We start from the raw sequence: 21693 nt of genomic DNA on the forward strand, positions 1-21693 counted from the left end.
AATGACACCGCAGGCCCGCCGGAGGCCGTCGTGGTGCCCCTTCGTGTCCCGATGGGGGTACAATTTGGCCCGTTAGATACCGCCCGTGCAGGGCTATTCATCTTCCCTGCCGGATCATCGAAGCCCTACCCCACAAGCGAATCCGACCCTCCATCGTGGACAATCTACTGAAGCAGTTTGCGCAGTCTTCGCAGCTCGCCGGCGGCAACGCCTCCTATATCGAGGATCTGTACGAGCAGTACCTCGTTTCTCCGGACAGTGTCGATCCCAAATGGAAGACCTACTTCGACGGCTTCAAGGGCCGCGAAGCCGGTGACATTCCGCATTCGGCCGTCATCGCCCACATCGCCGACGCCGCCAAGAACGCGGTCAAGGGCGGCGGCAACTCCGGTGCCAGCGACGAACGCGAGCGCAATGTCGGTCGTCTGATCACGGCGTACCGTTCGCGCGGCCACCTCGACGCCCGCCTGGACCCGCTGGGCCTGGCCCAGGCGGTCAACTCGCCGGACCTCGACCTGCCGTTCCACAGCCTGTCCGAAGGCGACCTCAACGCCGAATTCAGCACCGGCGGTGTCGGCGGCCAGCCGCGCATGAAGCTGCGCGACCTGCTTGCCCGCCTCAAGAAGACCTACACCGGCTCGATCGGTGCGGAATTCATGCATATCTCCGAGGTCGAGCAGCGCCAGTGGCTGTACCAGCGCCTGGAACTGGCCGGTGGCAACTACAGCCTGGACGCTGACACCCAGCGCCGCACGCTGGAGCGCCTGACCGCCGCCGAAGGCCTGGAACGCTACCTGCACACCAAGTACGTCGGCCAGAAGCGCTTCTCGCTGGAAGGCGGCGACTCGCTGATCCCGATGATGGACACCATCATCCGTGACGCCGGCAAGGACGGGGTCAAGGACGTGGTGATCGGCATGGCCCACCGCGGCCGCCTCAACGTGCTGGTCAACACCCTCGGCAAGAACCCGCGCAAGCTGTTCGACGAGTTCGAAGGCAAGTTCGAGCACGACGAGCACGCCTCGGCCGGCGACGTGAAGTACCACATGGGCTTCTCGGCCGACGTGGCCACCGACGGTGGCCCGGTCCACCTGGCGCTGGCGTTCAACCCGTCGCACCTTGAAATCGCCGACCCGGTCGTGGCCGGTTCCGTGCGTTCGCGCCAGGAGCGCCGCAAGGACAGCGCCCGCAAGCAGGTCATGCCGATCCTCATCCACGGCGACGCGGCCTTCTCCGGCCAGGGCGTGGTCATGGAGCTGTTCCAGATGTCGCAGGCCCGCGGCTTTGCCGTCGGCGGCACCGTGCACATCGTGGTCAACAACCAGGTCGGCTTCACCACCTCGAACCCGGAAGACACCCGTTCGACCCGTTACGCCACCGACGTCGCCAAGATGATCGCCGCGCCGGTGCTGCACGTGAACGGCGACGATCCGGAAGCCGTGGTGTTCGCATCGAAGCTGGCCTTCGAGTTCCGCCAGCGCTTCGCCAAGGACGTGGTCATCGACCTGATGTGCTACCGCCGTTGGGGCCATAACGAAGCCGACGAACCGGCGATCACCCAGCCGCTGATGTACCAGGTGATCCGCAAGCACCAGACCACCCGCGAGCTGTACGCCGCGCAGCTGGAACAGGCCGGCGTGATCGCTGCCGGTGCCGGCAAGGCGATGGTCGATGCCTACCGCAACAAGCTCGATGCCGGTGAAGTCACCACCGAACTGGCCCAGGTCGAAAAGACCCCGCCGAGCAGCGCGCTCTTCGTCGACTGGCCCAAGCTGCTGGAAGGCAAGCTGTCCGACCCGGTCTCGACCAAGGTCGACCCGGCCAAGCTGAAGCAGCTGGCCGAGATGATCAACACCGTGCCGGCCGAGGTAGAGCTGCACTCGCGCGTGGCCAAGGTCTATGACGACCGTCGCAAGATGGCCGCCGGTGAGATCCCGGGCGACTGGGGCTTTGCCGAAAACCTCGCCTACGCCACCCTGCTGGACGAAGGCAATGCCCTGCGTCTGGTCGGCCAGGACGTGGGCCGCGGTACGTTTACCCACCGCCACGCGATCCTGCACGACCAGAAGACCGACAACTACTACCTGCCGCTGCGGCAGCTGGTGGACTCCCCGGAGAAGGCCAGCATCATCGACTCGCTGCTCAGCGAAGAAGCGGTGATGGCCTATGAGTACGGTTTCTCGACCACTGATCCCAACACCCTGTGCATCTGGGAAGGCCAGTTCGGCGACTTCGCCAACGGCGCCCAGGTGGTGATCGATCAGTTCATCGCCGCCGGCGAAGCCAAGTGGGGCCGCATCACCGGCCTGACCCTGCTGCTGCCGCACGGCTATGAAGGCCAAGGTCCGGAACACAGCTCGGCGCGCCTGGAGCGCTTCCTGCAGCTGTGCGCGCTGGAGAACATGCTGGTGGTGGTGCCGTCGACCCCGGCGCAGGCGTTCCACATGCTGCGTCGCCAGATGCACCTCACCACCCGCAAGCCGCTGATCGTGATGTCGCCCAAGTCGCTGCTGCGCCACAAGCTGGCCGTGTCGACCCTGGACGAGCTGGCCAACGGCGAATTCCAGCACCTCATCGGCGACGCCAATGCGGACGCCAAGAAGGTCAAGCGCGTGGTGCTGTGCTCGGGCAAGGTCTACTACGACCTGCTCGAAGACCAGACCAAGCGCGGCCAGGACGACGTGGCGATCATCCGCGTGGAACAGCTGTACCCGTTCCCGCGTGCGCTGCTGGCTGCCGAACTGAAGAAGTACGGCAAGGCCACCGACGTGGTGTGGACGCAGGAAGAACCGCAGAACCAGGGTGCTTGGTACCAGATCCGCCACCACCTGCAGTTCTGCCTGGCCGATGGCCAGAACCTGCACTACGCCGGTCGCGCCCGTTCCGCCTCCCCGGCTGCCGGTCACATGGCCGACCACATCATCGAACAGCAGAAGCTGGTCGCCGATGCACTGGTCAACCCGTTCAACGACGCGGTCGCTGAATAACTTTCCCTCATTCCAGAAAAGACAAACCAGGAAGCCCCCGCATGGCCACCGAAGTCAAAGCCCCGGTACTGCCCGAATCCGTCGCCGACGGCACCATCGCCACCTGGCACAAGAAGGTCGGCGACGCCGTCAAGCGTGACGAAAACCTGCTCGACCTCGAAACCGACAAGGTCGTGCTGGAAGTGCCGTCGCCGGTTGATGGCGTGCTGAAGGAAATCAAGTTCGAAGTGGGCGCCACCGTGACCTCCAGCCAGGTCGTGGCGGTGATCGAGGAAGGCGCCGTGGCTGCTGCCCCGGCCCCGGCCGCTGACGCCCCGAAGGCCGAAGCCGCCGCCCCGGCCGCTGCTGCACCGGCCGCTGCCGCTGCGCCGGCGCCGGCCTCGAAGTCGGCTGCCGATTCGCTGCCCCCGGGCGCGCGTTTCAGCGCCATCACGGAGAACGTGAACCCGGCCGATGTCGACGGCACCGGCCGCCGCGGCGCGGTGACCAAGGAAGACATCGTCAACTTCGCCCGCAACGGCGGCGCCGGCAAGTCCGGTGGTGCCCGTCCGGAAGAACGCGTGCCGATGACCCGCATCCGCAAGCGCATCGCCGAACGCCTGATGGAGTCCAAGAACTCCACCGCCATGCTGACCACCTTCAACGAAGTCGACCTGTCCAAGGTGTCGGCCGCGCGCAAGGACCTGCAGGACGAGTTCGTCAAGGCGCACGGCATCAAGCTGGGCTTCATGAGCTTCTTCGTGAAGGCCGCCGCCAACGCGCTGCAGCGCTTCCCGCTGGTCAACGCCTCCATCGACGGCGACGACATCATCTATCACGGCTACGCCGACATCTCGATCGCCGTGTCGACCGAGAAGGGCCTGGTCACGCCGGTGCTGCGCAACGTCGAGCGCATGTCGTTCGCCGACATCGAAAAGACCATTGCCGACTACGCCAAGAAGGCGCGTGACGGCAAGTTGAGCCTGGAAGAACTGCAGGGCGGCACCTTCACCGTGACCAACGGCGGCACCTTCGGTTCGCTGCTGTCCACCCCGATCATCAACCCGCCGCAGAGCGCCATCCTGGGCATGCACGCGATCAAGGAACGTCCGATCGCGCAGAACGGCCAGGTCGTGATCGCGCCGATGATGTACCTCGCCATGTCCTACGACCATCGCATCATCGACGGCAAGGATTCGGTGCAGTTCCTGGTGGACATCAAGAACCAGCTGGAAAACCCGGGCCGCATGCTGTTCGGCCTGTAAGACCTCCCGCCCCTCCGCGACCGCGCGGAGGGGTTCTGGTAAAGCATCAAGGAATTTTCAATGGCTGAACAATTCGACGTTGTCGTCATCGGTGCCGGCCCGGCCGGTTACCACGCCGCCATCCGCGCCGCGCAGCTGGGTCTGAAGACCGCCTGCATCGACGCCGCCCTGGGCAAGGATGGCAAGCCGGCGCTGGGCGGTACCTGCCTGCGCGTGGGCTGCATTCCGTCCAAGGCGCTGCTGGACTCCTCGCGCCAGTTCTGGAACATGGGCCACATCTTTGGCGACCATGGCATCAGCTTCAAGGATGCCAAGATGGACGTCGAAGCGATGGTTGGCCGCAAGGACAAGATCGTCAAGCAGTTCACCGGCGGCATCGCCATGCTGTTCAAGGCGAACAAGGTCGCTGCCTACTACGGCTTTGGTGAGCTGCAGCCGGGCAACGTGGTCAAGGTTACCCAGCACGACGGCGAAGTGGTCGAGCTCAAGGGCACCAACGTGATCATCGCCGCCGGTTCGGACTCCATCGAACTGCCGTTCGCCAAGTTCGACGGCGAGACCATCGTCGACAACGTCGGCGGCCTGGACTTCACCGAAGTGCCGGCCCGCCTGGCGGTGATCGGTGCCGGCGTGATCGGCCTGGAACTGGGCAGCGTGTGGAAGCGCCTGGGTGCGGAAGTGACCATCCTGGAAGCGCTGCCGACCTTCCTGGCCGCTGCCGATGCCGAAGTGGGCAAGGTTGCTGCCAAGGAATTCAAGAAGCAGGGCCTGGACATCCGCCTGGGTGCCAAGGTCTCCAAGGCCGAAGTGACCGGCAAGGGCAAGAAGAAGGAAGTCGCCCTGACCTACACCGACGCCGAAGGCGAGAAGAGCCTGGTGGTGGACAAGCTGCTGGTGGCCGTGGGCCGTCGCGCCGCGACCAAGGGACTGCTGGCCGAAGGGACCGGCGTCAAGGTCAACGAGCGTGGCCAGATCGAAGTGGACGACCACTGCCACACCGGCGTCAACGGCGTGTGGGCGGTCGGCGACTGCGTGCGCGGCCCGATGCTGGCGCACAAGGGCTTCGAGGAAGGCATCGCGGTGGCCGAACTGATCGCGGGCCTGCCGGGCCACGTGAACATGGACACCATTCCGTGGGTCATCTACACCGAGCCGGAGCTGGCCTGGGTCGGCAAGACCGAAGAGCAGCTCAAGGCTGAAGGCATTCCGTACAAGGCCGGCAGCTTCCCGTTCGCCGCCAACGGCCGTGCCGTGGCGATGATCGAGCCGGCCGGTTTCGTGAAGGTGCTGGCGCACGCTGAAACCGACCGCATCCTCGGCATGCACCTGGTGGGCGCGAACGTGTCCGAACTGGTCCACGAAGGCGTGCTGACCATGGAGTTCAGCGGCTCGGCCGACGACCTGGCCCGCATCTGCCACGCGCACCCGTCGCTGTCGGAAGTGGTCCACGACGCCGCCATGGCCGTGAGCAAGCGCGCCATCCACAAGGCCAACTGACCGGCCCTGGCGTGACGCAACGAAAAACCCCGCCTCGGCGGGGTTTTTTGTGGGCGTCTGATGGCGCCTGATCGATTGCCGGTAGAGCCACGCCCTGCGTGGCTGCCTTTCCGTCCGGCACCGCGAAGCCACGCAGGGCGTGGCTCTACCCCGCCTTTGGTTCACGCAGCCACAGGGCGGCCGCCGCCCAGCAACCTGGCCGGAAGCATCAGCACCGCACCCAAAAACGCGAACAGCGCCGAGAACGTAATCCCCACCAACCGGAACGGCAGGCTCAGCAGCCACACGAACGGCCAGGCCAGCAGGGCCAGGATCGCCAGCGGCCAGCACAGCACGAACAGCAGGCACCACACGCCGAGCGCGAACAGGGTCTTCATGACGGTCTCCAGGCGGCACCTTGCCGCGTGGGACCACGATGGCGCCCTGCCCCGCCCGGTTCAAGCAGATTGCGACGAAACCCGGCATACGCCGACGAACCGTAGTGCCGGCCGCCGGCCGGCAACCACGCACGCCCGTCCGAAGGTCCATGAAGAGCCGGCCGGCGGCCGGCATTACTCGAATGAGCCGACCGAATCGTGCGACAGGTTGTCGAAGCGGGTGTATTCGCCGAAGAACTTGAGCTTGCACGAGCCGGTCGGGCCGCCTCGGTGCTTGCCGATGATGATCTCGGCCAGGCCCTTGTCCGGGGAATTTTCCTTGTTGTAGTAGTCGTCGCGGTAGATGAACACGATCATGTCCGCGTCCTGCTCGATTGCGCCGGATTCGCGAAGGTCGGCCATCACCGGGCGCTTGTCGGTACGCGTTTCCAGCGAGCGGTTGAGCTGCGAGAGCGCGATCACCGGTACGTTGAGTTCCTTGGCCAGGCCCTTGAGCGAGCGCGAGATTTCCGAGATTTCGGTCGCGCGGTTCTCGCTGTTGCCCGGCACGCTCATCAGCTGCAGGTAGTCGATCACGATCAGCCCGAGGTCGTGCTCGCGCTTGAGGCGGCGGCACTTGGAACGCAGGATCTCCGGCGACACACCCGGGGTGTCGTCGATGAAGATCTTGGTTTCCTTCAGCATCCGGATCGCGCCGGTGACGCGGCTCCAGTCCTCGTCTTCGAGCTGGCCGGTACGCAGCCGCTGGGCGTTGATGCGACCGTTGGAGGAAATCAGGCGCATCGCCAGCTGCGAGGCCGACATTTCCATCGAGAACACCGCCACGCCCTTCTTGGACTTGATCGCGGCGTACTCGGCGATGTTCAGCGCGAAGGTGGTCTTGCCCATGGCCGGACGCGCGGCCAGGATGATCAGGTCGGTCGGCTGCAGGCCCGAGGTCATCGCGTCGAAGTCGGCGTAGCCGGTCGGCAGGCCGGTGATGTTGCCGCCGTTCTCGAAACGGTTGCGCAGCTCTTCGAAGGCGTCCTTCAGTGCGCCGGGCATCGCCACGAAATCGGTGCGGCCGCGGGCGCCCTGCTCGGCAATGGCGAACACGGACTTTTCCGCTGCCGAGAGCAGCTCGCTGCTCTCACGGCCTTCGGGCTGGAAGCCGTCGTTGACGATGTCGGTACCGACCTGGATCAGCTGCCGCAGCACTGCCTTGTCGCGCACGATCTCCGCATAGGCGGCAATGTTGGCGGCCGACGGCGTGGTGCTGGCCAGTTCGATCAGGTAGGCGCCGTCGCCGACCAGCTCCATCTTGCCCTGCGATTCGAACCACTCGCCCAGGGTCACCGCATCGAACGGGCGGTCGCGTTCGGACAGCTCGCGGATCGCGCGGTAGATGGTCTGGTGGTCGCGCCGGTAGAAGTCGGTTTCGGTGAGCTGGTCGTTGATCCGGTCGTAGCTTTCCGGGGCCAGCATCAAGCCGCCCAGCACCGCCTGTTCGGCCTCGATCGAATGCGGCGGCACGCGCAGCGCGTCGATGCGCATTTCGTCGCGATCGAAGCGGTCACCGCGGTCTTTGCGGTCGGAACGGAAGCCGGAGCGGGCGGACATGGCGGGGGTACTTCCTGCTGAGTGGTGCGTGGGACATGGTAGGCGCGGAGCGGCCAACCCGGTTATGCACAACCCTGTGGATAAGCCGTGGATAGCTGGACGCCCCGATACCCCCATTATCGCAGAAGCCCCCTGCTCAACGCTGACCGCCATGCGTGGCGATCCAGGCCAGGAACTTGTCCACGTATGCCTGCAGGAAGTCGCGGGTGCCTTCGTTGCTGATCGTGCCGTGCTCGTCGATCAGGCCTTCCTTGAAATGGATGAAGGCCTCCGGCTGCCCCAGCACCGGCATGTCCAGATAGGCCAGCACGTTGCGCAGGTGCTGCTGGGCCAGTGCGGTGCCGATCGCGCCGATGGAGGCGCCGATCACTGCCGCCGGCTTGCCGGCGAAGGCACTGTGGCCGTAGGGGCGCGAGCCCAGGTCGATCGCGTTCTTGAGCACGCCGGGGATCGAGCGGTTGTATTCGGGGGTGACGAACAGGACCGCGTCGGCCTTGCGGATCTGGTCCTTCAGGCGCAGGCCTTCGGCCGGGTAATCCTTGTCGAAGTCCTGGTTGTAGAGCGGCAGGTTGCCGATCTGCACGTACTCGAAGGTCGCCTTGCCGGCGACCAGTTTTTCCAGCGCGTGGGCCAATGCCTGGTTGTGCGAGCCCTTGCGCAGGCTGCCGACGAGGACGGCGATGGTGGGGGTGGCCATGGGGTGTCTCCGTTCCAAGGGGAACACCCAGCCTATGGTGGAGAACCGTTGCTGCTGGTGAAGGGTAGGGTCGGTCCCCAGACGACTGCCGATGGCGGCTCAACGCCCGGTTACGCATGAACAGCACCGAAGCGAAAGCCTTTGCCGCCGACTGTCATGCCATCACCGGACGCGGGGCGCGCAACGGCAGTCGATCGGGATGCGACCCTACCAGTACGCGTCCGCTCCCTGTTACGTGCGTGCCACCCCCGCCCTCGCCTGCTTCCAATGCGCCTGCCAGGCCTGGAACATCAATACGTTCCACAGGTGGGTGTGCCACTTGCGTTCGCCGTTCTTGAACTGCGCCCACAACGGTGCCACCGCGTCCACGTTGAACACGCCTTCGGCGGCGAGCCGTGCCGGGTCCAGCAGTTCATCGGCCCAGCCGCGCAGGTCGCCCTTCAACCAGGCGCTTACCGGCGCGCCGAACCCGCGCTTGGGCCGGTGCACCATGTCCTGCGGCACGTAACGGCCCAGTACCCGCTTGAGCATGTACTTGCTGACCCCGTCGCGCTGCTTCATGCCCAGCGGCAGCGACCAGGCGAACTCGGCCACCCGCCAGTCCAGCAGCGGCGCGCGCGCTTCCAGGCTGACCGCCATGCTGGTGCGGTCGACCTTGCACAGCAGGTCGTCCGGCAGATAGGTGCTGAAATCGGCCAGCATCATCGCGTCGGCCGGCGAACCGGCGCCGTGCAGCGGGTCGGCCAGGTCGTAGAAGCTGCCCGCGCCGCGCGCGCCGATCACCGCCGCGACCGGGTCGCGCCAGCGCGAAATGCGGTTGCGGTACACGTCGCCAATGCCGCGTGCGCCGGTTTCGGCCAGCAGCGCGGCCAGCCCGCCGGTGCGCGAGGACTCGCCCTGGGTGTGCGCATGCGCGGCCATCCAGCGCCGCAGCGGTGCCGGCACCCGGCCCAGCATTGTCCAGTTGCGCAGCGCGCGCTGGTACCGGCTGTAGCCGAAAAACAGTTCATCGCCGCCGTCGCCCGACAGCGCCACCGTCACCGCACTGCGCGCCAGCCGCGCGACCAGCGCGGTCGGTACCTGCGAGGCGTCGGCGAAGGGTTCGTCGAACATCCCCGGCAGGTCCGGCACCACCGCCAGTGCGTCGGCGCCGCTGACGTACAGCTCGGTGTGGTCGGTGCCCAGGTGCCCGGCCAGCGCCTTGGCCAACGGCGCCTCGTCGTGGTCGGAGCCTTCGAACCCGATGCTGAAACTGTGGATCGGGCTGGACGACTGCGACTGCATCAGCGCCGCCACCACCGACGAATCGGTGCCGCCGGAGAGGAACACCCCGACCGGCACGTCGGCCACCATGCGCAGCCCGACCGCGTCGCGCAGCACCGCGTCGAGCTGGTTCTCGGCCTCGTCGTCGCTGCCCAGGAACGGCTGCGCCAGCGCCTGCTGCATGCGCTCGCGCGCGTTCCAGAACGGCAGCTGCTGCTGGTCCGGGCGGTGCGCGGCCGCGCCGGCGGCCACGGTCGCCGCATCCAGGCGCAGCACGCGGCCCGGCATCAGCTTGAAGCAGCGCTCATGGATGCAGTGCGGCGCGGGAATGTAGTCCAGCCGCAGCAGCAGGGTCAGCGCGTCGCGGTCGATGTCGTTGTCGAAGTCCGGGTGCTGCCACAGTGCCTTCAGCTCGGAGCCGAACACCAGCGTGTCGCCGGCCCAGCCGTAGTACAGCGGCTTCTTGCCGACGCGGTCGCGGGCCAGCCACAGGCACTGTTCGGCGCGGTCCCACAGGGCGATGGCGAACATGCCGTTGGCCCGCTGCAGGGTGTCGTCAAAGCCCCAGGCGACGAACGCGGCCAGCAGCACCTCGGTGTCGGAATGACCCCGGAACACATGACCCAGGCCCTCCAGCTCCAGCCGCAGCGCCGCGAAGTTGTACACCTCGCCGTTGTAGGCCAGCACGTAACGGCCGTCGTCGGAGGCCATCGGCTGGTGGCCCAGCGGCGACAGGTCAAGGATGCTCAGGCGGCGGTGCGCCAGCGCGATGCCGCTGGCGGCGTCGGCCCATACCCCGCTGTCATCCGGCCCACGGTGAAGCAGGGCATCGCCCATGCGGCGTGCCTGCTGTTCCAACGCGGCCTGCTCCCGTCCGGGGGCGGCCAGCAACATTCCTGCCAGTCCACACATGCGTCAAAGGTCCTGCGCCAACACCCGCGCGGCGCTTACCACGGCATTGTCGCTTGGAAGCACGCACAATGCTGCCCCCGCCAGCGGCGTGTAGGTGTCGGCACCGCACACGCGCTGCAGCGGCAGGTGCCCCAGCCCGACTTCGACCAGGGCGGTGATGATGCCCTCGCCCACCCCGGCGCTGTGCCGGCCTTCGTCGACCACCAGTACCCGGCGCGCGTCGGCGGCCTGTTCGGCAATGAAGCCGGCATTGAGCGGCACCAGCCAGCGCAGGTCGACCACGCGGACCTGCCAGCCCAGTTCGGCCTCGATGCTGCGCGCGGCACGCAGGCTCATCGGCACGCCGTTGCCGTAGGTGAAGATCACCAGGTCGCTGGCCCCGGCCGCGTACACCCGCCCCTCGCCCAGCACCAGCGCCTGGTCGGGTTCGGGGTACGGGAACAGCCACTGGCCATCGCCCGCGGCATGCAGGTCCTTGCTCATGTACAGCGCGATCGGTTCCAGGAACACCGCCACCCGCCCGTCGACCCGCGCCAGTGCCGCCAGCGTGCGCAGCATCATCGCGGCATCGTCGCCGCGCGAAGGACAGCCCACCACCAGCCCGGGAATGTCGCGCAGCGCGGCGATCGAGTTGTCGTTGTGGAAATGCCCGCCGAAGCCCTTCTGGTACCCCAGCCCGGCAATGCGCACCAGCATCGGGTTGCGATACTGGTCGTTGGAGAAGAACTGCAGCGAGCAGGCCTCGCCGCGCAGCTGGTCGGCGGCGTTGTGCAGGTAGGCCAGGTACTGGATCTCCGGGACCGGCAGCATGCCCAGGTTGGCCAGGCCCTGGGCCATGCCCAGGATCATGGTTTCGTCCAGCAGGGTGTTGAACACCCGGCGCGGACCGAACGCCTTCAGCAGGCCCTTGCTGACCGTGTACACCCCGCCCTTCTGCGCCACGTCCTCGCCGAACAGCAGCGCGCTGGGGTACTTGCACAGCAGGTCGTGCAGGGCCTGGTTGATCTGCACCGCCAGGTGGCGCGGCGGCTGCCGTTCCGGCAGCTGCGCGGCACTGCCGAACGCCGCCTCGCGTGCGGCGGCGTCTGGCACGCGACGGGCCTCGGCATCCACCGCCGCCGGCGTGTACGGCGCCAGCGGCGCCATGATCTCGGCCAGCGCGGCCAGCTTCGGCCGCTGGTCGGCCGCCTCGGCCGCAGCAAAACAGCGCGCGCGCATCGCCTCGTAGCGTTCCAGCAGCTGCGCGGGGGTCGTCCAGCCCGATTCCAGCGCGATCCGCGCCGAGCGCAGCAGCGGGTCGGCCGCTTCGGCCGCGCACAGCTCCGGCAGCGGCCGCCATTCGATTTCGAAGTCGGTACCGGCATGGCCCATCAGGCGGGTCGTGCGCAGGTGCAGGAAGGTCGGTCGGCGGGTGCGCCGGCAGTGTTCGAGCGCGCGTTGCACCTGTTCGTGGCCGGTGGCCAGGTCCAGGCCATCGGCGAAGAAATAGTCCAGCCCCGGACGATGGCGGAAGCTCTCGGCGATCCAGCCTTCAGGGGTCTTCACCGAGATGCCGATGCCGTTGTCCTCGCAGACGAACAGCACCGGCGCCGGCAGCTTCTGGTACGCGGCCCAGGCTGCCGTGTTGAACGCGGTCTGCGCGGTGGCGTGGTTGGCCGAGGCATCCCCGAACGAGCAGATCACCACGCTGTCATCCGGGATTGGCAGGGCGTGGCCGATCCGGCGTGCGGTCTCGATCGCCATCGCCGTGCCCAGCGCCTTGGGCAGGTGCGAGGCGATGGTGGAGGTCTGCGGCAGCACCCACAGCGGCTTGCTGCCCCACACCTTGTGGCGGCCGCCGCTGGCCGGGTCGTCGCGGCTGGCCGCGAACGACAGCGCTGCGTCCATCACCGGGTCCATGTCCGGCAGCTGGCGGAAGCGCTCGGCCATGAAGGCACCGGAGCGGTAGTGCAGGAACGCCGGATCGGTATGCCGGGCCAGCCGCGCCACCAGCGCATTGCCTTCGTGGCCGGAGGAGCCGATGGTGTAGAAGACCTTGTTCTGCACGCGCAGCACGCGCGCCATCAGGTCCAGGTGGCGGCTGACCAGCTGCGATTCGAACAGCGCGTCGAAGCCCTGAGCGTCCAGCGTGCTGCCCGGCAGGATCGGTGCGCGGGGGTCGGGACGCGGCGCGGCGGGGCCGTCCCACTGCCGCACGAACTCGATGAAGTTGACGTCGCAGATCTCGGCCCGGTTGAGGCCTCTCATGCGCGCGGGAATCGGATCGGGGACCACGGCCACCATGCACTACCCTCCAGCTGAGCCGAACGGACGGACCGGGCGAGCATGGCGGCAAGCGGTGCGGGTTGCCAAGCGCGGGTGCAGCATGCGGAAACGCAACAGGCCGGCGAAGTGCCGGCCTGTTGGGAGTGATTCGTTTGCCGGGCAGAGCCCGGCATTACGGCGAACGTACCGTTACCGGGTCGTCGTATCCAGGGCGGCGGTCTGGGTGACCAGCTGGCCATCCACCACCGGAAGGCGGTCGCTGGCCGGCTTGTTGGCCATCTTGACCGTCTTTTCGACGCCGTCGTAGCGGTAGGTGACGTTGTAGCCGGTCACTGCGTTGTTGGTGCCCATGGCGATGCGGTTGCCCGGCTTGCTGGCCATGCGCATGGTGCCGGTGGTGCCGTCTTCATTGCGGTAGGTCACGTTGTAGCCGGTGACCTTGGTCGACTCGGAGGTCGCGGTTTCGGTGTGGCACTGGCGCTCGGTGCGGTTGACCACGCGGCCACCGACATGGCGCTTGTCGACCTGGTTGCCGATCAGGCCACCGGCCACTGCACCGGCTGCGGTCGCGGCCTTCTTGCCGTTGCCGCCACCGACCTGGTTGCCGAGCAGGCCGCCGATGACCGCACCGGCCACGGTGCCGCCGACGTTGCCGTCGCGCTCGGGCAGGCGTTCCTGCACCACCACGTCTTCGCAGACTTCATGCGGGGTCTGGGTGGTGGAGGTCTCGCGCACCGGCTCGGTGCCGATCACGGTGGCGTAGGCCTTTTCCTTCTGGGTCAGCGGATCGACCTTGACCACGTCGGCGTATTCCAGGCGACCGGCCTTGTCCACGGCCAGCTCGTCGGTACGGGCACCGTCGTCGGCCAGCGGCGTGGTGTCGATGGTCGGGTGGTTCGGGTTTGCGGTGACCGGGTCGGCGGAAGTACCGCTCTTCATGAAGGCGGCGGTGGCGATGCCGCCGACCAGCAGGGCGCCTGCGGCGACCAGGGCAGTAGTAGTGGTGCTCTTCATTTCCGTCTCCCTGCGGACCATCCGCAACGTTCTTGATGCGGATTCCAGCATGCCATTGCTGAACGGTATCTCCACATGACGCATACACCGCTGTAACCCATTCAGGTTCTGTGCGAGAGAGGCTCGTGATAGCGTTTACAGCAACTGCCGAGGAGGTCACACAATGCCGGGTCCCCTGCTGCTGCCAGTGATGTCGTGGGCGCAGAAGCTGCGCTATCCCACGCTGTTCAAGGTCACGGCCGCGTTGTTTGCCATTACGTTGGTCATTCCCGACCCGGTGCCGTTCGTGGACGAGATCCTGTTCGGCCTGGGTACGTTGCTGCTGGCCAACTGGAAGCGCCGCAGCGACACCCTGCCCCCGCGCCTGGACCAGCAGGACGCGTGAACCTGTTCGACAGCCACTGCCATCTGGATGCCGACGAGTTCGATGCGGACCGCGCGCAGGTCATTTCCCGCGCGCAGGCCGCGGGCGTGCGCTCGCAGGTGCTGCCGGCGGTGACTGCGGCCAGCTGGCCCAAGCTGCGCGAGACCGCGCGGATGGCCGAAGGCCTGTACCCGGCCTATGGCCTGCACCCGATGTTCCTCGACCAGCACCGGCCCGAACACCTGGACCAGCTGCGCGAGTGGATCGTCCGCGAGAAACCCTGTGCGGTGGGTGAGTGCGGGCTGGACTTCTACGTCGACGGCCTGGACGCCGAGCAGCAGCAGTTCTACTTCGACGGGCAGCTGCGCATCGCGCGCGAGTTCGACCTGCCGGTGATCGTGCATGCGCGCCGCGCCGTGGATGCGGTGATTGCCGCGATCAAACAGGTCGGTGGGCTGCGCGGCGTGATCCACAGTTTTCCGGGCAGCCCGGAACAGGCGGCGCAGTTGCACAAGCTGGGCTTCCTGGTCGGCCTGGGCGGTCCCCTGACCTATGACCGTGCCCAGAAGCTGCATCGTGTGGTGGCGCAACTTCCATTGGAGCAGCTGCTGCTGGAGACAGACGCGCCAGACCAGCCGGATGCAGGCATTCGTGGGCAGCGCAATGAGCCGGCGCGTTTGACGGTGATTCTGGAAACGGTGGCGCGGTTGCGCGGCGAGGAGGCCGAAGCGATTGCCGAGCAGACCACGGCAAATGCAAAGCGGTTGTTCAATCTCGCTTAGAGACACGCCACGCGTGTCCCAAGCGGTGCCGGCGCCCCCGCGGACACGCATGGCGTGTCCCTACGCGGTCATGCGTCGACCGGTTTTTTCTTCAACAACATCTCCAACGCCTTCCCCACCGCCGCGAACGCAAACGCGCCGGTGATATGCGTCGCCGCGCCCAGACCCGCCCCGCAATCCAGCTTCAACGCCGCATCCGCCCCCAGCTGCGGACGCACGCCACACACAGTCCCATCGGCCTGCGGGTACTTCACGTTCTCCAGCGAGTACACCGCCGGCACGCCGAAGTAGCGCGAGGCGTTCTTCGGGAAGTTGAAGTCGCTGCGCAGCTTCTTCCGGATCAGCGCCAGCATGGCGTCGTGCTCGGTGCGCGACACATCACGAATGCGCACCAGGGTCGGGTCGGTACGCCCACCGGCGGCGCCCACGGTCAGGATCGGCAGCTTGCGGCGGCGGCACCAGGCGATGGTTTCCACCTTGACCCGGAAGCTGTCGCAGGCATCGATCACCAGGTCGAAGTCGCGGTCCAGCAGCTCCACCATGTTGGACACGGTCAGGAACGAGGCAATCGCATCCACCTCGATGTCCGGATTGATCGCGCGGCAACGCTCGGCCATGGCCTCGGCCTTGTTGCGCCCGTACTGCCCGGCCAGTGCCGGCAGCTGGCGATTGGTGTTGGAGACGCAGATGTCGTCGGCGTCGATCAGGGTCAGGTGGCCCACCGCCGTGCGCGCCAGCGCTTCCACCACCCACGAGCCGACCCCGCCCATGCCGACCACCGCTACCCGGCGGCGCGACAGCTGGTCCACGGTGCCTGCCCCATACAACCGGTCGATGCCGGCAAAGCGTTCGCGCAATACGTCGTTCATGCCGTCCATTTTAGACGGCCCGGGGTCGGCGATGTACGGCCGCCCTGCGCGGCGGGTAGGATGCAGCGAGCCACCCACAAGGACGCCACCCCCATGAACACCCCCACCCGCCGCCCGTCTGCCGCCTACCGTTATCTGTTCGTCGCCGGGCTGGGCCTGATCGTGGGCATCATCGCCACGGTGATGATCTCGCGCGCGATCCAGGCGCGGCAGGACCCGTTCCCGGACAGCCTGATGCACGTGATGCAGCGCCAGGTCGCCCTGCTCGGCGACGCGCAGGCGCAGAACCGCTGCAGCCTGGCCGACAGCGTGCCGCGCCTGCAGACGCTGCGTTCGCTCTCCAACGACATGGACATCGCCTTCCCGGACATGCGCGACAACGCGCAGTTCCAGCAGCACGCCAGTGGCCTGCGCGCCACGCTCAACACCGCCCTGGCCACCCCGCCCGCCGACTGCGCGGCGATGGGCACGCTGGTGGAGAAGATCAAGACCAACTGCCAGGCCTGCCACCAGGATTTCCGCTGATTCATCTGCCAGCCACGATGTGAGGGCCCGATTGGCGCCCTGTTCACACAGGACCCGACAGGATCTGCGCCATGCGACCCACACGGAGTACCACCATGAAGATCCAACTCATTGCTGCAGCTGCCATCGCGACCCTCGGCCTGGCCGGCTGCGCCACCTCGCCCGGTTATGGCGGCGGCGGCTACAACAGCGGTTACAACAACAGCGGCTACAACAACGGTGGCAACTACAACACCAACCGCTGCGCCGACTGCGGCATCGTGACCCGGATCAACCAGGTGGCCTCGGGCCGCAGCGCGCCGAGCGCGACCGGTGCGATCCTGGGCGGCATCGTGGGCGCGGTGGCCGGCCATGAGATCTCCGACCACACCGGCGGCAGCAAGGGCAACCAGAACATCGCCGCGGCGGCGGGCGCGGTCGGTGGCGCGCTGGCCGGCAACCAGATCCAGAAGAATGTCACCAGCGACACCTTCGACATCACCGTGCGCATGGACGATGGCCGCACCGTGGTGGTCAACCAGCGCGACCTGGGTGGGATCCGCGAGAACACTTACGTGCGCGTGGTCAACGGCCGGGTGGTCATCCGCTGAGGCCAGGCGTTCGGCCCCCGCTGGAAAGAAGAAGGCCCGCTTGCGCGGGCCTTCTTCGTTACCACGCGTGCGCGGTGGCCTGCCGGATCAGACCGGCTGGACCTTGTCGGCCTGCAGGCCCTTCTGGCCCTGCACGACTTCGAAGCTCACCGACTGGCCTTCCTTGAGGCTCTTGAAACCCTGGGTTTCAATCGCACGGAAGTGCACGAACACATCTTCACCGTTCTGGCGGCTGATGAAGCCAAAGCCCTTGGCGTCATTGAACCACTTCACAGTACCCTGCTCACGATCAGCCATCTCACTTACTCCCTGGTATCTCTGCTTTGTCGTTGGATACGCCTTTGCGGGCGGCTGACAGCAAGGGGGAAGCGAGGTGCATCGATGGAGCGGATCTGGAAGACCTACCATCATCAGGCCACGATCCACGGTGACCTTGCCAAGCTCAGCGACTGCAACTTAACCCGGGCAATTTTAAAAATCAACTGGCATATTTCACAAATGTCAACCCAAATTCGGCAAACATACGGCACAGCATGGACCCTTCATTCATCTTTTACCTGATCGCGGTAGTGCTGGTTCTGGTCGGCATCGCCGGCATCGTGCTGCCTGCCCTGCCCGGTATTCCGCTGGTATTCGCCGGGCTCCTGGTCGCCGCCTGGGGCGATGGCTTCGTGCATGTGGGCTGGGTGCCGCTGACGGTGCTTGGCCTGCTGACCCTGGCCTCGTTCGCGGTGGACGTGATCGCCACCATGGTCGGCGCCAAGCGGGTCGGCGCCAGCAGCAAGGCGCTGTGGGGCACCTTCATCGGCAGCATCGCCGGACTGTTCTTCATGCCGATCGGGCTGTTCGTCGGCCCGCTGGCCGGCGCCCTGCTCGGCGAGTACTGGCACACCCGCGAACTCGGCCGCTCGACCAAGGTCGGGCTGGCCACCTGGATGGGCATCCTGCTCGGGTTGGCGCTGAAGCTGGCGCTGGTGATCACGATGCTGGGCATCTTCGCGTTCGCCTGGTGGTTCTGATCCGCACCGGCTTCACGCCGCGCGCACAGGGGACACCGGCATAAACGCGCTGAAACCGTCACGCGCGTTCTTGCGCGCGCTGGCGGGAATCCGGGGCAGCCGCCACACTGTTCCGGCTCTCCCCTCATTCATCGGCCAGTCCCCATGACCCACCGCCCCCGTTCGGCCCTGTTCTCCGCCCTGGCCCTGGCAACCGCGAGCCTGCCCGTGGCCGCACAGGAGGCCTCGCCGAGCCCGGCCTCGCCCGAGGCCTGTTCGCAGGTGAGCACCGACGCGGCGCGCCTGGCCTGCTACGACAAGCTGTTCCGGCCGACCGCGGAAACCACCCAGGCGGCCGACGCGGCAGCGATCGCGGCCAAGCAGGAACGGCGCGAGGAACGCGCGGCGGCGCGCACGCCTGACGCCCCGGCGACCGAACGGGTCAAGCAGCGCGTGGGCGAGGTCTTCAAGAACGACGGTCACGAAGCCGCGCTGGCCAATGCCGGCAAGGGCTCGCTGCTGGACAGCCGCTGGGAACTGGCGCAGGACTCCAAGCTGGGCGCCTTCCAGCTGCGGGCCTACAAGCCGGTGTACCTGCTGCCTGCGTTCTGGACCAGCGACAAGAACCAGATGCCGCAGTCGCCGAATCCCGACAACACGGTTACCACGCCGCAGCAGCTGGACAGCAACGAGCTGAAGTTCCAGCTGAGCTTCAAGACCAAGGTGTGGGAAAACGTGTTCGGCGACAACGGCGACATCTGGGCCGGGTACACCCAGAGTTCGCGCTGGCAGGCCTACAACGCCGACAACTCGCGCCCGTTCCGCGAAACCAATTACGAGCCGGAAATCATGATGATGTTCCGCAACGGCTACTCGATCGGTGGCTGGCGCGGGCGCATGAGCGGGCTCAGCCTGACCCACATGTCCAACGGCCGCGCCGATCCGCTGTCGCGCAGCTGGAACCGGGTGATCGCCACCATCGGCCTGGACCGCGAGAACTGGGCGCTGGTGCTGCGCCCCTGGTACCGCCTGCCGGAAGACCGCGAAGACGACAACAACCCGGATATCGAGGATTACATGGGCCGCGGCGACGCGACCCTGACCTGGAACCGCAATGGCCACGAAGTCTCGCTGATGGCGCGGCATTCGCTGCGCGGTGGCGACCGCTCGCATGGCGCGCTGCAGCTGGATTACGGCTTCCCGATCAGCAACCTGCTGCGCGGGCACGTGCAGATCTTCGACGGGTACGGCGAGAGCATGATCGATTACAACCACAAGGCCACGTATGTGGGCGTGGGTGTGTCGTTGCTGGAGTGGTATTGAGGTTGCGGTGCAGCCACGCAGGGCGTGGCTCTACCGCCAATCGGAAATCCCCTCGCGCCGATAAACCTCGGCGAATGCGGCCCGCGCCTTCATGTGGTCCGCAAACGCCTTCAACACCGGCCACGAATCGCTCGGTCGCGGCATGTTTCGCGACCAGCGCATCAGCATCACCAGCATGAAATCGACCACGCTCAGGCGCTCGCCCAGCACGTACGGTCCGTTGCTCTCCAGGTGCTCCGCCATCTGCGCCCAAGCCGCTTCAAGCTGCTGTCGGGCCATCGCACGGGTGGCCTCGGTATTGGCCTCGCCGGCCGGCTCACTGGCGTAGAACCACGCCCGGTACGCCGGCTGCAGCGTGTTGGCGCACCAGAACATCCAGCGGTAGGCCTGGCCACGTTCGGGGGTACCCGGCGCCGGCAGCAACCCGGCCTGCGGATGCAGATCGGCCAGGTGCAGGGCGATTGCCGCCGCTTCGGTGAACACCTGCCCTTCCATGACCAGCGTCGGCACGCGTCCAGCGGGATTGAGCGCCAGGTAATCGGCGCCCTTCTGCTCGCGCGTATCGAAATCCAGCAGCACCAGTTCGTGCGCGATACCCAGCTCGATCAACAGCCAATGCACCACCAGTGAGGCGGTGCTGGACGATCCATACAGCGTGGTGGCCATGTGCGGCGCCTGCAGTCGGGAAACCCCGATTATGCCTGCGCCGCTACCCACCGGATCGCAGGTGTCAGGCCACAACCACAGGGATCTGACCGATTTTTGCCTGCCACTCGCGCGGGCCGATGATGTGCACCGATTCGCCGGTGGAATCGACCGCCACGGTCACCGGCATGTCCTGCACGGTGAATTCGTAGATCGCTTCCATGCCCAGGTCGGCGAAGCCCACCACCTTGGCGGCCTTGATCGCCTTGGAGACCAGGTAGGCCGAACCGCCGACCGCCATCAGGTAGGCCGACTTGTTGTCGCGGATCGCCTCGATCGCGGCCGGGCCGCGTTCGGCCTTGCCGACCATGCCCAGCAGGCCGGTCTGCTCCAGCACCTGGCGGGTGAACTTGTCCATGCGGGTGGCGGTGGTCGGACCGGCCGGGCCCACCACTTCGTCGCGCACCGGATCGACCGGGCCCACGTAGTAGATGAAGCGACCCTTCAGGTCGACCGGCAGCGGCTCGCCCTTGTTGAGCATGTCGACCATGCGCTTGTGCGCGGCGTCGCGGCCGGTGAGCAGCTTGCCGTTGAGCAGCAGGGTCTGGCCCGGCTTCCAGCTGGCCACGTCTTCCGGGGTAATGGTGTCCAGGTCGACGCGGGTGCCCTTGGAGGCGTCATAGGTGATCTGCGGCCAGTCTTCCAGCGACGGCGGGTCCAGCATCACCGGGCCGCTGCCGTCCAGGGTGAAGTGGGCGTGGCGGGTGGCGGCGCAGTTGGGGATCATCGCCACCGGCAGGTTGGCGGCGTGGGTCGGGAAGTCCTTGACCTTGACGTCCAGCACGGTGGTCAGGCCGCCCAGGCCCTGCGCGCCGATGCCCAGCGCGTTGACCTTGTCGTACAGCTCCAGGCGCAGTTCCTCGGCCCGGTTGGAGGCGCCGCGCGCCTTGAGCTCGTTGATGTCGATCGGCTCCATCAGCGATTCCTTGGCCAGCAGCATCGCCTTTTCGGCGGTGCCGCCAATGCCGATGCCCAGCATGCCCGGCGGGCACCAGCCGGCGCCCATGGTCGGCACGGTCTTGAGCACCCAGTCGACGATGGAATCGGACGGGTTGAGCATGGCGAACTTGCTCTTGGCTTCGGAACCACCGCCCTTGGCGGCAACGATCACGTCGACGTGGTCGCCGGGCACGACCTTGACGTTCACCACGCCCGGGGTGTTGTCCCTGGTGTTGACGCGCTTGCCGGCAGGGTCGGCCAGCACCGAGGCGCGCAGCTTGTTGTCCGGATGGTTGTAGGCGCGGCGCACGCCTTCATTGGCCATGTCTTCCACGCCCATGGTGGCGTCGTCCCAGCGGACGTTCATGCCGATTTCCAGGAACACGGTGACGATGCCGGTGTCCTGGCAGATCGGGCGGTGGCCCTCGGCGCACATCCGCGAATTGATCAGGATCTGGGCCATCGCTTCCTTCGCGGCCGGCGACTCTTCGCGCTCGTAGGCGGCGGCGAGGCTCTTGATGTAGTCGACCGGGTGGTAGTACGAGATGTACTGCAGCGCGTCGGCGATGGACTGGATGAGGTCTTCCTGCTTGATCGATGTCACGTAATGCTCGCTTGCTCGGGGCTGGCGGGGGGTAAGCCGGCCATTTTACCCCTGTCGCGGATCGGTGTTGAGAATCGATCCCGCCCGGGAATGTCACGGCGCCGGCCCCTGATCCGTCTACCCTATGAAGACGCCCATT

19 protein-coding genes are annotated in these 21693 nt (G+C 66.7%); 9 read left to right on the forward strand and 10 right to left on the reverse strand.

The window, feature by feature from the left end:
• Positions 1-155 precede the first annotated feature (155 nt).
• Genes HGB51_RS03825 through lpdA form a run of 3 tightly spaced genes read left to right on the forward strand, consistent with a single transcriptional unit; the run spans position 156 to position 5728 of the window.
• Positions 156-2987: a 2-oxoglutarate dehydrogenase E1 component gene (locus HGB51_RS03825; RefSeq protein WP_070209280.1), complete on the forward strand. Its 2832-nt coding sequence runs from the start codon at positions 156-158 to the stop codon at positions 2985-2987.
• A gap of 41 nt (positions 2988-3028) precedes the next feature.
• Positions 3029-4231 carry a dihydrolipoyllysine-residue succinyltransferase gene (sucB, locus tag HGB51_RS03830; protein WP_070209279.1) on the forward strand — a complete coding sequence of 401 codons (1203 nt, stop codon included), beginning with the start codon at positions 3029-3031 and terminating at the stop codon, positions 4229-4231.
• Positions 4232-4291: 60 nt separating this feature from the next.
• Entirely contained in the window at positions 4292-5728 is a 1437-nt protein-coding gene (gene lpdA / locus HGB51_RS03835) for a dihydrolipoyl dehydrogenase (RefSeq protein WP_070209278.1), read from the forward strand.
• 161 nt (positions 5729-5889) lie between these two features.
• On the opposite strand, the gene HGB51_RS03840 is transcribed toward lpdA, so the two are convergent.
• From HGB51_RS03840 to HGB51_RS03865, 6 genes are all read right to left on the reverse strand, one after another.
• Positions 5890-6105 carry a hypothetical protein gene (locus HGB51_RS03840; protein WP_070209277.1) on the reverse strand — a complete coding sequence of 72 codons (216 nt, stop codon included), beginning with the start codon at positions 6103-6105 and terminating at the stop codon, positions 5890-5892.
• 174 nt (positions 6106-6279) lie between these two features.
• Positions 6280-7704 carry a replicative DNA helicase gene (locus HGB51_RS03845; protein ID WP_070208482.1) on the reverse strand — a complete coding sequence of 475 codons (1425 nt, stop codon included), beginning with the start codon at positions 7702-7704 and terminating at the stop codon, positions 6280-6282.
• 136 nt (positions 7705-7840) lie between these two features.
• A complete protein-coding gene (locus tag HGB51_RS03850) occupies positions 7841-8401 on the reverse strand; it encodes an NADPH-dependent FMN reductase (protein ID WP_070208483.1) in 561 nt (186 codons plus the stop codon).
• 231 nt (positions 8402-8632) lie between these two features.
• Complete coding sequence (gene asnB, locus HGB51_RS03855; protein WP_070208484.1) at positions 8633-10576, reverse strand: asparagine synthase (glutamine-hydrolyzing); 1944 nt, start codon at positions 10574-10576, stop codon at positions 8633-8635.
• 3 nt (positions 10577-10579) lie between these two features.
• Positions 10580-12859 (reverse strand): thiamine pyrophosphate-dependent enzyme, encoded by a 2280-nt coding sequence (locus HGB51_RS03860; RefSeq protein WP_070208485.1) that lies wholly within the window; start codon positions 12857-12859, stop codon positions 10580-10582.
• Between the two features lie 171 nt (positions 12860-13030).
• Entirely contained in the window at positions 13031-13855 is an 825-nt protein-coding gene (locus tag HGB51_RS03865; protein WP_070208486.1) for a glycine zipper 2TM domain-containing protein, read from the reverse strand.
• Between the two features lie 163 nt (positions 13856-14018).
• Between HGB51_RS03865 and HGB51_RS03870 the strand changes: the two genes are divergently transcribed.
• Positions 14019-14240: a DUF6116 family protein gene (locus HGB51_RS03870; protein ID WP_070208487.1), complete on the forward strand. Its 222-nt coding sequence runs from the start codon at positions 14019-14021 to the stop codon at positions 14238-14240.
• Positions 14237-15001 (forward strand): TatD family hydrolase, encoded by a 765-nt coding sequence (locus HGB51_RS03875; RefSeq protein WP_070208488.1) that lies wholly within the window; start codon positions 14237-14239, stop codon positions 14999-15001. Before HGB51_RS03870 ends, HGB51_RS03875 begins: the two co-directional genes overlap by 4 nt.
• A gap of 68 nt (positions 15002-15069) precedes the next feature.
• On the opposite strand, the gene HGB51_RS03880 is transcribed toward HGB51_RS03875, so the two are convergent.
• Complete coding sequence (locus HGB51_RS03880) at positions 15070-15870, reverse strand: tRNA threonylcarbamoyladenosine dehydratase (protein WP_070208507.1); 801 nt, start codon at positions 15868-15870, stop codon at positions 15070-15072.
• A 93-nt stretch (positions 15871-15963) separates the two neighbouring features.
• On the opposite strand from HGB51_RS03880, the gene HGB51_RS03885 reads away from it, so the two are divergent.
• Positions 15964-16395: a cytochrome c gene (locus HGB51_RS03885; RefSeq protein WP_070208489.1), complete on the forward strand. Its 432-nt coding sequence runs from the start codon at positions 15964-15966 to the stop codon at positions 16393-16395.
• A 95-nt stretch (positions 16396-16490) separates the two neighbouring features.
• Complete coding sequence (locus HGB51_RS03890) at positions 16491-16985, forward strand: glycine zipper 2TM domain-containing protein (RefSeq protein ID WP_070208490.1); 495 nt, start codon at positions 16491-16493, stop codon at positions 16983-16985.
• Positions 16986-17072: 87 nt separating this feature from the next.
• Here HGB51_RS03890 and HGB51_RS03895 read toward each other — a convergent pair whose 3' ends face one another.
• The gene (locus tag HGB51_RS03895; protein ID WP_070208491.1) at positions 17073-17282 is read right to left on the reverse strand and encodes a cold-shock protein; all 210 of its coding nucleotides are present in this window, start codon (positions 17280-17282) and stop codon (positions 17073-17075) included.
• A 236-nt stretch (positions 17283-17518) separates the two neighbouring features.
• On the opposite strand from HGB51_RS03895, the gene HGB51_RS03900 reads away from it, so the two are divergent.
• Positions 17519-18004, forward strand: a complete 486-nt coding sequence (locus HGB51_RS03900) for a DUF456 domain-containing protein (RefSeq protein WP_070208492.1) — start codon at positions 17519-17521, stop codon at positions 18002-18004.
• A 144-nt stretch (positions 18005-18148) separates the two neighbouring features.
• A complete protein-coding gene (locus tag HGB51_RS03905; protein WP_070208493.1) occupies positions 18149-19306 on the forward strand; it encodes a phospholipase A in 1158 nt (385 codons plus the stop codon).
• Positions 19307-19336: 30 nt separating this feature from the next.
• On the opposite strand, the gene HGB51_RS03910 is transcribed toward HGB51_RS03905, so the two are convergent.
• Together HGB51_RS03910 and HGB51_RS03915 are read right to left on the reverse strand one after the other, a co-directional pair.
• Positions 19337-19972 carry a glutathione S-transferase family protein gene (locus HGB51_RS03910; protein ID WP_070208494.1) on the reverse strand — a complete coding sequence of 212 codons (636 nt, stop codon included), beginning with the start codon at positions 19970-19972 and terminating at the stop codon, positions 19337-19339.
• Between the two features lie 64 nt (positions 19973-20036).
• Positions 20037-21554 carry a fumarate hydratase gene (locus HGB51_RS03915; protein WP_070208495.1) on the reverse strand — a complete coding sequence of 506 codons (1518 nt, stop codon included), beginning with the start codon at positions 21552-21554 and terminating at the stop codon, positions 20037-20039.
• Positions 21555-21693 lie beyond the last annotated feature (139 nt).

Origin of the sequence: Stenotrophomonas bentonitica, assembly GCF_013185915.1 — a bacterium.
Taxonomy (GTDB): domain Bacteria; phylum Pseudomonadota; class Gammaproteobacteria; order Xanthomonadales; family Xanthomonadaceae; genus Stenotrophomonas; species Stenotrophomonas bentonitica.